The sequence below is a fragment of the Effusibacillus consociatus genome, from assembly GCF_042652925.1.
GTDB lineage: Bacteria > Bacillota > Bacilli > Tumebacillales > Effusibacillaceae > Effusibacillus > Effusibacillus consociatus.
This window is the reverse complement of sequence record NZ_JBHSHC010000137.1, coordinates 34,869-51,211: the sequence shown is the minus strand read 5'-3', so window position 1 is coordinate 51,211 and position 16,343 is coordinate 34,869. Positions and strand designations below refer to the sequence as shown.

The window sequence follows — 16,343 nt, the reverse complement described above, 5'->3', positions numbered from 1 at the left end:
GGTGGCTCTCCCCATTAACATATTGGCTCTCATTCATTAACCTAGCGGCTCTGCCGCGCCGAAATATTCACATCCCGGATTTTTTGCAATCCTCTTTCCGCAACCAGCTTTTCAACCTCTCCCATCGAACGGTCAATGCCTGTCACCTTCCCGGTAGCAGGATCGGTTACCCATTCCCTTGTGTAGAATGGAACTCCAAGAATGATTTTGTGCGACGGGACCTCATTCATCAACAATGTGATTCCTTCTTCCGTCCACGGCAGAGAAGCAACCGACCCGGCCTTTCCCCCGCCATTCCAGTGCTCGTCATATCCCATCAGGATTACGTAGTCGGCAGCTTTGCCAAGACCGGCCCGGTCATAGCTGCCCGACCAGTTCGGATCCGGGCTGATACGGGCTACGTCGACGGATACCACTTTGCCAAGCGGTTTTAAGGCATCGCTAAGTTCTTGGACAAATGCCACGAAGTCCGCTTTGTTCCTGATATCCACGTTTTCAAAATCAACGTTGATGCCGTCAATTTGATACTGTACAAGTGACTCTTTAATCGCTGCGACAACTTTTTGCCGTTTCTCCGGGCTGCTCAACAAAGAACGGGTAAGTTCCGGATCAAACCGGTTTCCGAACAAAGGCCAGATTTGTTTGCCATTGTCATGAGCCCATTTTACATATGCAGGGTCCACCTGAATGGAAACCATCGGATCCTTCTTATCCGATAAAACATACCAGCGCGGGGACACCACGTGCTGGTTGGCGGAAGCGCTTTGCTGCATGTAAAGATTCGTACTGCCGCCGAAGTTCCAGCTCATCACGACTCTCTTCACTTTTTTATGCTGAACCTGTGATTTTTTCACCCACCCCTGCTTTCCGCCCAGCATCTGAATCTTGTAGTAGGACCTGGCAGATTCCACAATCGGGTATTCTTCTCCTTTCTGAAGAGAAGCGGCGATGCCGGAAGCGCTATTTGGCTCTGAATAAACTTGAACCTGGTCCCGCATCAACCGCTGCGACCGAGAGAACAGTGCCGTTCCGGAAATCTTCAGGTGTATAAGAGTGAGATGATACTGAGAGCAAAAAGGACAGCAGGTAAATGATCCACAGTTCTTTCACGATAAACTCCTCTCGTTTCGGTTGCCTTCTACCAACTATTCTACTGAACAAAGGAAGGGGATCGATAGAAACGGATACTGGGAAATCAGGGGGAATTAACCAAAAAATGGGCTGACGTTTTCTTTGGGCACTTGAACCGGAATTCGCATACGATGTAGCAAGAGTCGGCTGAAGGGAGAGAGCAGGATGAGGGCGGTACAGGTAACGATCGCTTCGGAACACTGGATGTCAGCGCTTCAGGATATCACGGTGCGAGCTGCCAAATTGGATCAGGTGCGTACGATCCTGTTATGTATAGATGTAAATTTCGGAACTTTAACGTTTGTGGATGAAGATGCAGAAAGCGTTTATAAAATCATTCTGCCGATCCGTTCGACTGACGAACGGGAGGTGTTGTATTGCCGTGTCCAGGTTCATAAATTAAAGCCCATGATCAAGCTCTTTCGTGTGGGAAGGGAAATCACGGTTACGTGCCGGGAAACCACTCTTTCTTTTCAATCGGGAAAGAAACATTTCCATGTCCCGAATCATATTATTGAAGAACCTTCCAAGAATCATGACTTTGCCAAGAGCAATTTCGAATCGCACCGGGTGATCCGGTTTTTGATTTCTGACAGCAAGCAGTTGCTGCGTTCTCTGGCTTCATGCGAAGGGACAGCCATTCCCGTTCGTGTTGGGGGAGGATGGGTGTGCCTTCATACGGAAAAGTTTGAAACCAATCCCTATACATCGGGTGTATTTTTATGGCCCTGTGAGACATTCTGCAACCGTCTTGCACAAGTCCCGGAGGGTCTTAAACTCAATTGCATTGCGGATGACCGGTTGGTGTATCTTTCCGGAGCAGGGGCATCCGGTATAAGAGAGATCCTGATTAAACCGTATCCGGCGACTGCTCCTACTCTCTATCTGTCAAACCGCGAGAATGTCAGGAAGGAGCCGGATTCCCATCAAAAACAGGATGAGAAGAACACACCGCCGACAAAAGTAATCCTCCAGCCGCCGGTTGAGGATGTGGAACAGCAATTGGAGGCAACAGTTTCCGAACTCTTGGTGCAGGCCGATTTCTCCATCCGACCGGAAAAGGAGGAAGAGGAGCCTGCGGCAGATCCTGTCGAATCCATGTTAAGCAAACTGGAACAATTGCCGGGACTTGCATTCGTTAAGAAGCAGATTCGGGAGATTGCCCAGTTTGCCGCTTTTGAGAAAAAGCGGATGAACGCGATTGGCGTCCCCTCGAAATCACCCACGCTGCACATGGCGTTCCTTGGAAATCCGGGTACGGGGAAAACTATGGTCGCACGCATGTTAGGGAAAATTTTTAAAGAGCTGGGCTTTCTGTCGAAAGGGCATGTTGTGGAAGTGGACCGGCAATTGTTGGTCGGCCAATATATGGGACATACGGAATCGAACCTTGTCAAATACATGAGGCGTGCGATGGGGGGGATATTGTTTATCGATGAGGCCTATGCTCTCTACAAAAAAGACTCCAACAAGGATTTTGGGCTGAATGCCATACATGGACTGGTCAAGATGATGGAAGATTACCGGGAGAATCTGATCGTTATTTTGGCCGGATACAAGAAGGAAATGAATGAGTTTATCGGATCGAACCCGGGGCTTAGGGAACGGATTCCGTTTCATATTGAATTTCCCGATTATACGGAAAAAGAATTGATTGAAATTGCGGAATATATCGCGCAGAAGGATCATTATGCACTCACAGAGGATGCGAAAGAAACTTTGATCAGACAGGTGCTGCGGGAGAAGGTGGATGAATCGTTCGGGAATGCCCGGACAGTTCGAAACCTGTTCGAAAAAGCCAAAATTCGGCATGCCCTCCGCGCTGCCGATCGAGAACCATCCGAGGATGTTTATACCACATTGGCGGCGGACGATTTTCTGAAAGATGATCTTTCGGAATCAGACAGCCTGGAAAGCCTGCTGGCCGAACTGGATCAATTAGTCGGGTTAGAGCAGGTGAAACGGTTGGTGAACCAGATAGTCGATGTGCTGGGCTTTGAGCGGAAACGGGCGGAGCATGGATTCACCGATGAACCGATCACGACCCATATGGCCTTCACCGGGAATCCGGGTACCGGGAAGACTACGGTAGCCCGGCTTATGGGACGGATTCTCCAGGCCATGAATTTGCTCCCAAAGGGCCATTTCGTGGAAGTGAGCCGTAAAGATTTGGTGGCGGGCTATATCGGGCAAACTGCGTTGAAGACGGCCGAAAAGATCAAGGAAGCTCTCGGAGGGGTGCTGTTTATCGACGAAGCGTATGCTTTGGCCCCGCGCGGACGAGAGGATTTTGGCTGGGAAGCTTTGACTGCACTGATCAAGGAGATGGAAGACAAGAAGGGACTTTTGACCGTTATACTCGCGGGATACACAAAAGAAATGGAGAATCTGTTTGAATCAAATCCCGGGCTTAAAAGCAGGGTTCGCTTTACGCTTCATTTTCCCGACTATTCGCCAAGTGAACTGGTCGAGATTGTAAAAAGGAAGGCGCGTGCATCCGATTACCGGTTGTCGGAGGAGGCGGCTGAAAAGTTGTGGCGTATCTTTTTGCAGGAATCGTTGGCGGCAGGGACCGATTTTGGCAACGGGCGCTTGGCCGAGACAGTATTCGAACAGGCGAAATTGAACATGTCCACCAGGATCAGCCGGATGCAGGAAGCACAGGGGCGGGAGATACTGTGCACAATAACTGAAGATGATATTATAATTGATTCAGAGGCGTAGACCAAATATAACAGAATAAGGCGTCGGCTCTTGGGCTGACGCCTTTTTTAGCGTTGTTTTGGCTAGAAGCATCTATATTTTATCCTGCAATTCAGTTATTGTAGTAGGAGGCAGTAGGAGGTCAGCAATCGTGGGAAAAGTAGTCGTTACAGGGTACGGTATCAAAGCTCCTGGAGTTCGTAATAAACAAGAGTTTAAGGATGTTTTGGAACAGGGGATTTGCACCCAGGAGGTTCTGCAAGGAATCGGGCCTAACGGGTCGGATCTTATTTGTGGCGTGATACATGATCGATTTGAAAAAATTAACGGGCGAAACTATAAGCATCATCCGCGAGCCAGTCGGCTGGCGGTGGCGGCAGCAGACGATGCGATAGAAATGGCAGGGTTACGGGATTTACGCGGCAGGCGTGTGGCAATCCTGATCGGCTCGTCCACCAGCGGGCTTGCAGAATTCGAAGCGGCTGCCGCCCTGAGCACGAACGATCAATTTAAGAAGTTTCCTTTTTGGACGGCCGGATTAGTGAATATGCACAGCGTATCCTCCGCTGTCGCCGGTCATTTGGGGATTCAGGCGCAAGTGTTTACTCTGAGCACCGGATGTACAGCGAGTTCAGATGCATTGCTTCTTGGAAAGCTGTTGTTGGAAAGCGGGCAGTCTGATGTTTGTATCGCAGGAGGGGCGGAAGCTCCTTTTTCCAGTGTTGTGCTCTATTCTTTTGCAAAGTTAAATTCGCTGCCGATCAATCAGGGTATCCATCAGGCGGGAGTCCCTTTTTCCTCTGCAACCGAAGGGTTTGTTATGTCGGAAGGAGCTGCGGTTCTCATATTGGAACGGGAAGCGGATGCGATCTCCAGAGATGCATCGATCTTTGGCATTGTAAATCGGGGCAGTGCCAATAATGATGGTCTGTCGATCAACCGCTCCGATCAGACGGGGAACAATATGATTTCTGCTCTTCGGGATGCGGTTGGCAGTATTGTCCCTACATATGTCAACAGTCAGGCGCTGGGCTTGAACGAAAACGATACTGTGGAGAGCATTGCTCACCGAACGTTATTCGGAACCTCGGTTCCGATTACATCCATAAAAGGAATGATTGGACATGCTTTTGGAGCATCCGGCGGTATGCAAATCGTCTCCGCTCTTTTAAGTATGGAATACGGATTCATACCTCCAACAAGCAAGACATCCGGAGAAGGATATGGGGACTTGCCGATTGTTCTCCAAACACGATATTGTGAGGTCCGGCATGTAGCCATAACCACCCATGGGTATGGAGGCAATAACGCGTGTTTATTGGTATCGAAATATACGTCTTAGAGGTGCGAGAAGTATGCCTTACACATTGATGTTTGCCATTTGTGCGGTTCCATTAACGCTTGGGATTGCGATGATCGTCCTGTTCCGAAAATCGAAGTTTACCATCGCGTTGTTTGGTTTTATGTTATCGATCAGCGTGTGGCAGCTTGATGTGGCTGTATTGTATTCATACGGAATCCTCTCACTCGAAACAATTGATTTTTTATTCCGGTTATTTCGGTTCGGAACCGTGATGCTTGCACCTGCGTTATTGACTGTCGCATACATCGCTTCGAGGGAAATGTCTTCTGAGGGAGTAATAGATAGAACATGCCGTCTTGTTCTGAATAAATATGTTGTAATGGCTTTTTATTTATGGAGCGTAATCGTATATCTGGCAGGTTGGAGCGACAAAGGCATAAAAGACGTTCATCTGATTGAAAACAGCAGTACCAATCTCCTGTATCCCACGTATGGAGAATGGGGATGGACATTCAAGCTCTATCTCATTTTGCTGCTGATTAGCATTCTGATCAGTTTGTTTGCCAGTTTGAAAGTAACGGATCTGTATCTCCGTTCTTTCTTGATTCTTTTTGTTTGGGCTATGGTGGTCACCTACTTGATCGGGATTCTGAACATGTCAGAAAAAACGATTGCGTTCTCCAGCGGAATCGCTGTAATGCTCCATTCCATCGTCATCTTTGTGGCGTTTATTCGGATGCACGCCAACATGATTCGGGAAATGAACGCTTCTCTTCTTGGGCAGAAAGATTTTCTCCGCAAAATCATCGATATGAATCCGAACTTTATCTATGCAAAAGACTGGGAGGGAAAATTTATTCTCGCCAATCTTTCGCTTGCCAAGTTGTATGGAACCACCCCTGAGCAGCTCCTTGGCAAAAGTGAAGCGGATTTGAACCCCAATCGGGAGGAAGTTCTAAAAAATCTTCAGGAAGACCGGGAAGTGATGAAATCATTTCAGAAGAAGTTTACACCTGAAGAAACCTTTATTGACCCGCAAGGGAATGTACGATGGGTACAAACTGCAAAGATTCCCATTATCTCGTCCAACCGAAAACAAATCCTTTGTGTGTCCACCGACATTACGGAGCGAAAACAGATAGAGGAAGCTTTGACGGAAGCGGAAACCAAGTATCGAAGCCTGGTGGAAGGATCGTTAGTGGGAGTCTACATTTATCAAAATGGGCGATTTTCTTATGTGAATCCTCGTTACGCTGAAATTTTCGGTTATACGCAACAGGAAATCCTGGAAATGGATGTCATGGATTTACTATTGCCGGACGATCGGCCTCTCGCAGCCGAGTATTTTCAGAAATCGGTGGGCGGTGAGATGAAAAGCATGCGCTACCAGGTCCGGGGAGTCAAGAAAGACCGAACTGTTATTGAGACTGAAGTCTACGGATCGACCACCGTTTATAAAGGGATACCTGCCATTATTGGCACACTGCTTGATATCACAGAGCATAAGAAGACCGAGGAATTGCTGCGCAAATCCGATAAACTCTCTGTTGTAGGCGAGTTGGCAGCGGGAGTCGCTCATGAGATTCGAAATCCGCTAACCGCCCTAAAAGGATTTGTCCAATTGCTGCAAGCAAAAATTGATGATAACGAAAAGTACTTTACGATTATGCTATCGGAGCTGGAACGGATTGAATTGATCGTCAACGAATTCCTTGTCCTTGCAAAACCGCAGGCCATGAACTTCCAACAAAAAGATGTTCGGGTATTGCTGCGGAGTATTGTTGCCTTGCTCGAGACCCAAGCGATTTTAAACAACGTTCAGATCAAAAATTCATTTGAACCGGACATTCCCCTGATCAAATGTGAAGAGAATCAATTGAAGCAGGTGTTTCTCAATGTCCTGAAAAACTCGATTGAAGCAATGCCGCACGGCGGAAACATTGAAATTCGGATTCAGATGCAAGAGCAAGACAAAGTGTTGATTCGTTTCATTGATCAGGGCTGCGGGATTCCCGAGGAACGGATCCAAAGGTTAGGTGAACCCTTTTACACAACGAAAGAAAAGGGGACAGGACTGGGGCTGATGATCAGCTATAAAATTATTGAAGCTCATAAGGGGAGCATCCAGATTGAAAGTGAACTCAACAAAGGAACCTGTGTAAATATTGTTCTGCCTGTTGCTTAAAATGAATCAAACAATCCACCTTCACAGCGTGTTTGGAGTAGAGCCTTGCATTTAGAGGCTCTTTCTTTTTTTGTCCTTGCCTTCACAGGCACAAAACCGAATTTCATAACACGAAGTCAAGATGGGAATATTTAGATTGCGGATTCTTCCGCAGCATCGGGTGCTGAGTACTTCTGAACACTTTTCAACTACTGACTATCTCCGGGAGGACCTATGATTCTTAGTACTGAACAACTCCGACAAAAAGCGCACGATCTCGGGCTGAAACACGACTCGTACGTGGGACGATGCTCGTCGAAGTACCTGTGGCGGGAGTTTTATGCAGACATCGAGAGTTTGCGCGCGTTCGTACGCTCCCTGCAAGACGGTCGTGCAAGTTGTTCGCAGCCCGCGGAAGAATGGCTGCTCGACCACGCTGAGTTCATCGAGGAACAGGCATTGGTCGTTCGACACCGACTCTCCGGCGCATTTCTACGTTGTTTGCCACGCCTGCGCAAGAGCGGTGAGCCACGCGTCCTGTCTCTGTGCTCGGATTATCTTAAGCATGCGGACGGTATCCTTGACGAGGACTCACTTGTTTCCTACATCAATTTTTACCAGGAAGTATCCGTTTTGACGATTGCCGAGGCGTGGTCGATTCCGCTTATGCTGCGCGTAGCCTTGACCCGGCGCCTTGCCGAAATCATGGAACTCGTTCGCGAACGACGGGAGGTGTGTTCGCTAGTCGAACGGCTGCTGGCGCAAATAGAGCCGTCGAAGTTAAATCCGGATACACTCAGGGCTGCACTGGAAGACGCGGGGCAAGATATTCCGCTCTCTGGTCCGTTGATCGCGCACTTGGTGAGTCACCTGCGCGAGTGGGCGGACGATTCCGCAACCGTGCGCGAATGGCTGTTGTGCAAACTGGAAAATGGGCCTGACAGCCTTGATCGAATTGTCTCATACGAGTATCAGCTTCAGGCCGCTTATCAAGTGGCGGCAGGCAACGTTATCGGCAGTCTCCGCAAAATCGAGCGCTGGGACTGGAGCGATCCGTTCGAACAGATTTGCTTGGTCGAGCGCACTCTGCGCCAGGAAAGCACAGGCGTTTATCCGCTCCTCGATTTTTCCAGCCGCGACCAGTTGCGTAGACGAGTTGAGGAATTGGCCCGCCGCTTGCACGTTCCGGAAAATTTGGTCGCAAAGCAGGCAGTGGAGCTCGCGGCAGGGGAGCACGAGCGGGCGTGTGCAAAGGTCGGGCGGACAAACAGAGATGATGCGGATGGCAGTTCGACAGAATCAGCGGAACTGCCGCGACAGGCGTTTGCAGCTTACTACTTGCTCGAGCCGGCTGGCGTCAGGGAGTTGAGAAGTGCGCTGCAAATTTGCGGCAGGCCCCGGCTTTTGCCGGAAATAGGTATATTGAGACGCGCCACTGGCGTGTATTTCACCCTGCTCGCAGGATTGTTTGCGCTTGCCCTGTTGGGATTCGCCGCGTGGATCGGTGGCGGCGTCAGCTTAACGCCGACCCAGTGGGCGGTAATTGTACTGGCACTGGCGTTTCCTGCGAGCGAGTGGGCCGTCACAGCGGTGCACTGGCTTATAGAATGCGGAATGCGTCCGCGGCCGTTGTTGCGATACGATTTTTCGCATGGAATTCCGGCCGAAGCGACCACTATGGTCGTAATTCCCGTAATTTGGTCGACAGTCGAAGAAGTGCAGGAATTGGTGGATCGACTGGAACTGCATTACCTGGCGAACCGCGACCCGAATATCCACTACGCTCTCCTGGGGGATTTCGTCGACGCCGACGAGGAGAGCCTTCCGGAGGACACCGCCGTTCTGGCAGCCGCGCGCGAAAGTATTGAGGCGTTAAACAGAACGTATTCCCGTCCGGGCGGGACGACCTTTCACCTCTTTCAGCGCCGTAGGCTGTGGAACCCGTCCGAGGGGGTATGGATGGGGTGGGAGCGCAAGCGTGGCAAATTGGTGGAGTTTGTCGAACTGCTAAAAGGACGTACAGAGACGGCGTATGACTTCGTAGTCGGGGATTCGGCTGTCCTTTCGCGCATTCGATACATCATCACGCTCGATGCGGACACGAAGCTACCCATGGGCAGCGCGCAACGGATGATCGGCACCCTGCATCTGCCCTATAATCGACCGCGGTTAAACCGCACGCGGACACGGGTCGTCGAGGGATACGGCGTGCTGCAGCCTCGCATAGGCATTAGCCACGAGGCGGCCGTACGCTCGCGGTTTGCTTATTTGTGGTCAGGGGAGCCGGGAATTGATCCGTACGCGTTTGCCGTCTCGGATCCATACCAGGACGGACTAGGGCAGGGAATTTTTACGGGCAAGGGCATATTCGATGTTGATATGTTTGCGCAGGTACTGTGTGAACGCATTCCCGAAAACCGTGTGCTTAGCCACGATTTGTTGGAAGGAGGCTTTTTACGTGCCGGCCTTCTGTCAGACATCGAATTGATCGATGACCACCCCGCTGCGTTCAGTTCTTACCAGAAGAGACTGCACCGTTGGGTTCGCGGGGATTGGCAATTGCTCTGCTGGCTGTTTCCCCGCGTTTGCGACCGGCGGGGAGTACTGGTTCCGGTCGATCTGTCCGCCCTCACTCGCTGGCAGATGATTGATAACTTGCGGCGCAGTTTACTCCCGCCCGCGCTTTTTGGACTTCTGCTTCTCGGGTTGACCGTTCTGCCAGGTTCCCCCGGGCGCTGGCTTGCGATTGTGTTCGCTGCGTTGTTCTTGCCGGTGATCCGGCAATTGGCGGCAATTCGACGAACAGTCTGGCGGACCCGGCGATTGCTGTCTGCTATCGGGCAGGTTTTGGTAATTATCTGGACGCTGCCGTTTCAAAGTGCGCTGCTACTTGACGCAATCGCTAGAAGTCTAAACCGTTTATTCATCTCCAAACGTCATTTGCTCGAATGGGTCAGTTCCTCTGAAATTGAACGCCGCAATCGTCGGGGTCGCCACCCGGCACTGCTTGGGGTATGGGGCGGCTATACACTGGTGCTCCTCTTTATATTGGCAGTGGGGACGCGAAGCACCTCGGCGGTACAGTGGACGGGCTTGGCGCTCAGTGCACTATGGGCACTCGCTCCGCTTGGCCTCCGCTGGTTGGATCGCCCCGTGGCACAACCCGAGCGGCCGCTCGAACCGGCTGAGGAGGAAGAACTGCGGGTGCTGGCGAAACAGATTTGGGCGTTTTTCGAGGACTTCACCAGTCCAAAAGACAATTGGCTGCCACCTGACAACGTTCAAATCGATCCGCCTAATGGGGTCGCGCATCGTACGTCGCCTACCAACATTGGACTTTATCTGGCCTCCACCCTGGCTGCGCGGGATTTCGGATTTATCGATACGCCCGGGTTGATTGAACGTCTGGAACGAACGATCAAGACGGTTGAGCGCCTAGACAAATGGAAAGGCCATCTTTACAACTGGTACGATACGGTTACCCTCGAACCACTGCCGCCGCTGTATGTGTCGACGGTGGATTCCGGCAACTTCGTGGCCTATCTGATGGTGGTCAAAGAGGGATTGGGAGAGTGGCTCAAGAAAGACTTTGCACAGAGCGTCCGGCTAGGCCCGGTTGAATATGGAGGCAAGGGATCAGAAGCGATGAATGTTGAATTCAGCGTGGAGTTGATGCCTCGGCCTGACACAGAAACGAACCGTCGGATATCAGCAGAGGCAGCACGCAAGGATTGGGTGGCACGCGGGCAAAACCTGATCGCCCGCATAGACGAGATGATAAACGAGACAGACTTCCGCCCGCTTTACGATCACAAGGCGAAATTGTTCACCTTGGGTTATCACGCGGCGTTGGACGAGCGAGATACGGTTCTGTATGATCTGCTAGCTTCAGAGGCTAGGCAGGCAAGCTTTGTTGCCATCGCCCTCGGACAAGTGTCTGTAGCACACTGGCATGCACTCGGGCGGACGATGACAAAGATTGGGCCGGGGGCCACGTTACTCTCGTGGTCCGGGACGATGTTTGAATATTTAATGCCGTGGTCCATTATGCGCACTTATCGGAACACAGTCTGGGACAGCACCTATCGTGCCGTCGTGCAGCGGCAAATCGAGTATGCGCATCAACGGGGTGTCCCGTTCGGCATCTCGGAATCGGGCTATTACGCGTTTGATTATCAAATGAACTATCAATACCGGGCGTTTGGCGTTCCCGGTCTCGGATTCAAGCGTGGACTCGAACAGGATTTGGTCGTGGCGCCGTATGCGGCAATCCTGGCCCTGCCCTTTTCGAAGCGCCAAGTGCTGGAGGATCTGCGCAAAATGGAGGAGCTTGGCGCACGTGGAACATACGGCTACTACGAAGCCATCGACTTCACGGCTGAGAGGATGCCGAAAGATCAGACCTGCATGGTCATCCGCAGTTTCATGGCACATCATCAAGGCATGAGCCTGCTCACGCTTGCCAACTTGCTGCTGCCTCAGAAAATGTACGAACGTTTTCACAGCGACAAGCGGGTGCAGGCGGCCGAACTGCTGCTGCAGGAACGGATTCCCGAACGACCTGCAATCATTGAGCATCGTGCCAAAGCACGGGTGCGCCTGCCGGATCCAAAACCGGCACAAACTGTTCCTCTACGCGAGTATCTTTCTGCGGACACGCCGACGCCTGAGGTGTGTGTTCTTTCCAACGGTACATTCATGAGCGTGGTGACCAACAGCGGCAGTGGCTTCAGCCGGTACGAAGGTGTGGCCGTCTCACGTTGGCGCGAGGATCCTGTGGCGGACGATTGGGGGAGCTACATGTATATCCGGGACGTTACCTGTGATGTGGTCTGGTCCCCGACGTTTCAGCCGTGCCGGGTCCCGTCCCCTGAACAGCGCGTGCAGTTCGCGCTCGAGCGGGCCACCTTCATGCGTGTGGACGGAGACGTGCAGACGAGCCTTGAAATCTGCGTGTCGCCGGAATGGAATGCGGAAGTTCGCCGATTGACGCTCACCAACTCAGGAAGTGAAACGCGGATCATCGAGGTCACGACTTTTCTTGAAGTAGCCTTGGCACCTCCCATCGCCGACGATGCACACCCGGCGTTCAGCAAATTGTTCGTCGAAACGGAATATGCAGCGGATGACGAGTGCCTGCTCGCCCGCCGGCGGTCTCGTGACGGAAGCGAGAAACCGCTGTGGGCGGTGCACTCGCTGATGGTCGGCGGTCGGCCTCTCGGACCGGTGGAATACGAGACAGATCGAGCCAGCTTTATCAACCGGGGCCATAAGCTATCCCAGCCGCAGGGGATCCGCTCCCGCCTGCGTGGAACGGTTGGCGCTGTGGCGGACCCTGCCTTTATCATGCGGCGGCGGTTGACGATCGAGCCCGGTGAACGGGTTCAGCTGTTCGCTATCACTGGTGTTGCGGAAACCAAGGATGAGGCGATCAGCATCGTTCACCGGTTCTCCGGGGACCTTCAGGTAGAACGGACGTTTCAACTCGCCTGGACTCGCAGCCAAATCGAGCTTCGGCATTTGCATCTGACTGCCGCCGAAGCGATGGTCTTTCAAAGTTTGGCGGGCCAGGCGTTATACGCGGCCCCGCTACGGGGAGAGCGAGAGAAAAGTATCGCGGCAAATTCAAAAGGGCAGTCTGGCCTCTGGGCGTACGGAGTCTCCGGTGATTGGCCAATTGTACTTGTGCGGATCGCGGATGTGGCCCATATACAGTTTGTCGTCAAGCTGCTAATTGGACACGAATATTTACGCCGCAAGGGGTTACTTATCGATCTGGTCATCCTGAACGAATCGGAGGGTGGCTACCAGCAGAATTTGCAGGAAGCGCTGCGACGTGCCGTGGACCACGGTGTTGAACGTCATGGGGCAGGGCCTGGGAGCGTTTTCGTCATTGCTGCCAATCAATTACCGGACGAGGAAAAGACACTGTTACTCGCCGTATCCCGCATCGTGCTGCGTGCAGACGGTCCCAGTCTCAGAGCACAAATCAGATTGCCCCGTTCAGACACCGTTTTGCCGGCGCCGCTTGAGCCGACTGCGCCGTTACTCAGGAACGGCAACGGCAACCAAGTTTCGGGAGACGTTCACGATTTGGTTTACTTCAACGGTTGGGGAGGATTTTCGCCGGATGGACGAGAGTACCGGATTGTGCTCAAAAACGGCAATCATCTGCCGGCGCCATGGATAAATGTCATCGCCAACCGGCACTTCGGCTGCCTTGTTTCCGAGCTTGGCACCGGTTACACATGGTGGCGTAACAGCCGTGAGTGGAAACTTACCCCGTGGTCTAATGATCCTGTGCTCGACCCCCCAGGTGAAGTGTGCTATCTGCGGGACGAAGAGAGCGGTGAAATGTGGTCTGTCCACCCATCTCCCGCTCATACAGACAAGCCTTACATCGTGTCGCATGGTCGGGGGTATACGCGGTTTCGCCATGAGAGTCATGGTCTTATGCAGGAAGCAACCGTTTTTGTGCCAGTGGATTACCCCGTTAAGGTGATCAAATTGCGGCTGCAAAACCGGACTGCCAAGCAGCGGCGCCTGTCCGTCACTTATTACGCGGAATGGGTATTGGGCGTGCGGCGCGAAGCCAACGCCTCCTTCATCGTCACGGAGTGGGACGAATCTGCCAATATCTTGGTGGCACGCAACACGTATCAGGAGGCATTTCGCGATGCAACAGTCTTTTTAGGCGTGTTTCCGCAACCGAATAGGCCTGCCACGCTCTCGAATTCGGCAGATTCCGAAGCGCAACCTGCCACTCTCGCCCAGGATCTGTCTTGGACAGCGGATCGCAAGGAATTTATCGGCCGCAATGGCACACTGGAAAATCCGTCCGCGATGGGTCGGGAGCGCCTGTCGGGCAATACGGGAGCTCTGTATGACGCTTGCGGTGCGGTGCAGGCCAAGCTCACGCTCGAACCTAATGAAGAACGGACAGTCTACATCCTTTTGGGTTGCGAACATTCGCACGACACTGCCGTCAAGCTCGCTCAAAAATACAGCCAAACGCGTGTCTGTGAGCAGTCATTCGAACGCGTGAGAGATTTCTGGGACAGTGTGTTGGACCAGATCTCGGTTTCAACGCCCTGCCCGGAGATGGATGTCCTGCTGAACGGCTGGTTGATTTACCAGACGCTTGCCTGCCGAATGTGGGCTCGCTCCGCCTTTTACCAGGCGGGCGGTGCATACGGTTTTCGCGACCAGTTGCAAGATTCACTGGCTTTGCTTCACACCCGTCCCGACCTCACGCGGGCACAAATTTTGCTCCATGCCGCGCACCAATATGAGGAGGGCGATGTGCAGCACTGGTGGCATGAAGAAACGGAGCGCGGTATCCGCACACGTTTCTCCGACGATTTGCTATGGCTGCCGTATGCTGTCACACGGTACATCGAACACACTGGGGACGACAGTTTGCTTGAGGAGATGGTACCGTTTCTTCATAGTGAACCTTTACGGGAGGATGAACATGAACGGTACGAGCCGACACGAATCTCAAAGCAGAGCGGCACCGTTTTCGAGCACTGCTTGCGTGCGATCGACAGGGCATTGCGCTTCGGCGAACACGGGCTGCCCCTGATCGGAATCGGGGACTGGAACGACGGGATGAACCGTGTCGGCGAAGCTGGCAGGGGCGAGAGCGTGTGGCTCGGCTGGTTTATGTGTGAAATTCTGAACCGGTTCGAGGATTTGTGCGAACGGTTCGGCGATGTCGAGCGTGCCAGCCGCTACCGGGATGTGCGGCAACAACTCGCCGTCTCACTCGACGAGCACGCCTGGGACGGGCAGTGGTACCGGCGTGCCTTCACAGACGCAGGACAATGGTTAGGCTCCATCCACAACGAAGAGTGCCGCATCGATGCGATCGCCCAGTCGTGGTCAGTCATCTCCGAAGTGGCGCCGAAGGACAAGACGACACAGGCGATGCATGCGTTTGATCGCGAACTCGTGGACCGCGACCTGTCCGTCGCTCGTCTCCTGACACCGCCTTTTGACCGCACGGAGCCGAGTCCGGGGTACATTCAGGGCTACCCGCCCGGAATTCGCGAGAACGGGGCCCAGTATACACATGGTGTCATATGGAGCATCGTCGCTTGGTGCAGACTCGGGAACGGTGAAAAGGCACTTGAGTTGTTTCACATGTTAAATCCCATCACTCATACCCGGACGCCTGGTGAAGTTCGGCAGTATGCAGGTGAGCCTTACGTCATGGCGGCAGACGTTTACACAACAGACCCGCACAAAGGACATGCCGGCTGGACGTGGTACACTGGCGCTGCGGGATGGATGTATCAGGCCGGAATCGAGTGGATCCTTGGTTTGCGCCGCCGCGGAGAGCGGCTGTACATCCGGCCATGCATTCCTTGTGAATGGCCGGAGTTTTCGGTCAGCTACCGTTATGGCAGCTCACGCTACCTCATCACCGTGAAAAATCCGTCGGGCAAGTCCAGCGGAGGAACCACGCTAATGATTGACGGACAGGAGGTTGACCTCCTGGAGCCTACCGCGGAGCGCGGTCCCTATGTTGAATTGTGCGACGACGGGCAGGTTCACCATGTCGTTCTGACGATGTAGATACAGGGTGAGCAGAGCAAAGGGGGGGAATGTTCCCCCTCCTGATTAAAATCTTCACGGGAAAACCATCGCAAACTGCGATGGTTTTTTCCTCAAAAAGGCCCCCTTCCTTCTTTGAAGGTGCTTCGAATGTAGCTTTATTTATCGTAATGGAAAGTATATCTTTTTTTGGCCTAAATTTTCATTCGACGTTGCGGTGTACCTCGCCGTTTGAAGAATAACGGTTTTTCGATCCGTTATTTCGAAAAACACTCCCAAAAATATCACAAGAAGCACCTGAAAGTCCGCTATTTCCCGCGGACGAGTCATCACTGCATACCGAACCCATCATCACAACAGATCGACACTCCAGAACGTGGATCCCAGCCCAGTAACAAGTGTCGAATAGAAGGCCGCCTTCGGCAGCCCATTTTCCCGAGCATCAGCTATTCGACTTGCCGTTTGTTCCGTGTTTTACCTTTA

Annotated in this window: 5 protein-coding genes; 4 read left to right on the top strand and 1 reads right to left on the bottom strand. The window is 52.5% G+C overall.

All coding sequences use genetic code 11. The features are described 5' to 3' along the window. Positions 1–41 precede the first annotated feature (41 nt). Positions 42–998, bottom strand: coding sequence for a glycosyl hydrolase family 18 protein (locus tag ACFO8Q_RS19595; protein WP_380028227.1), 957 nt, complete (start codon positions 996–998; stop codon positions 42–44). A gap of 298 nt (positions 999–1,296) precedes the next feature. Between ACFO8Q_RS19595 and ACFO8Q_RS19590 the strand changes: the two genes are divergently transcribed. From ACFO8Q_RS19590 to ACFO8Q_RS19575, 4 genes are all read left to right on the top strand, one after another. Next, on the top strand, positions 1,297–3,855 hold the full coding sequence (locus ACFO8Q_RS19590) for an AAA family ATPase (protein ID WP_380028225.1): 2,559 nt from the start codon (positions 1,297–1,299) through the stop codon (positions 3,853–3,855). Between the two features lie 130 nt (positions 3,856–3,985). Beyond that, positions 3,986–5,176 (top strand): beta-ketoacyl-[acyl-carrier-protein] synthase family protein, encoded by a 1,191-nt coding sequence (locus ACFO8Q_RS19585; RefSeq protein WP_380028223.1) that lies wholly within the window; start codon positions 3,986–3,988, stop codon positions 5,174–5,176. A 13-nt stretch (positions 5,177–5,189) separates the two neighbouring features. Continuing rightward, on the top strand, positions 5,190–7,322 hold the full coding sequence (locus tag ACFO8Q_RS19580) for a PAS domain S-box protein (protein ID WP_380028221.1): 2,133 nt from the start codon (positions 5,190–5,192) through the stop codon (positions 7,320–7,322). 213 nt (positions 7,323–7,535) lie between these two features. After that, positions 7,536–15,881 (top strand): glycoside hydrolase family 94 protein, encoded by an 8,346-nt coding sequence (locus ACFO8Q_RS19575; protein ID WP_380028219.1) that lies wholly within the window; start codon positions 7,536–7,538, stop codon positions 15,879–15,881. The last annotated feature ends 462 nt before the right edge of the window (positions 15,882–16,343 follow it).

Coding starts and splice junctions, on each gene's coding strand:
- ACFO8Q_RS19580 (WP_380028221.1), top strand. CDS start 5,190: ATGCCTTACACATTGATGTTTGCCATTTGTGCGGTTCCATTAACGCTT.
- ACFO8Q_RS19575 (WP_380028219.1), top strand. CDS start 7,536: ATGATTCTTAGTACTGAACAACTCCGACAAAAAGCGCACGATCTCGGG.
- ACFO8Q_RS19590 (WP_380028225.1), top strand. CDS start 1,297: ATGAGGGCGGTACAGGTAACGATCGCTTCGGAACACTGGATGTCAGCG.
- ACFO8Q_RS19595 (WP_380028227.1), bottom strand. CDS start 998: ATGCGGGACCAGGTTCAAGTTTATTCAGAGCCAAATAGCGCTTCCGGC.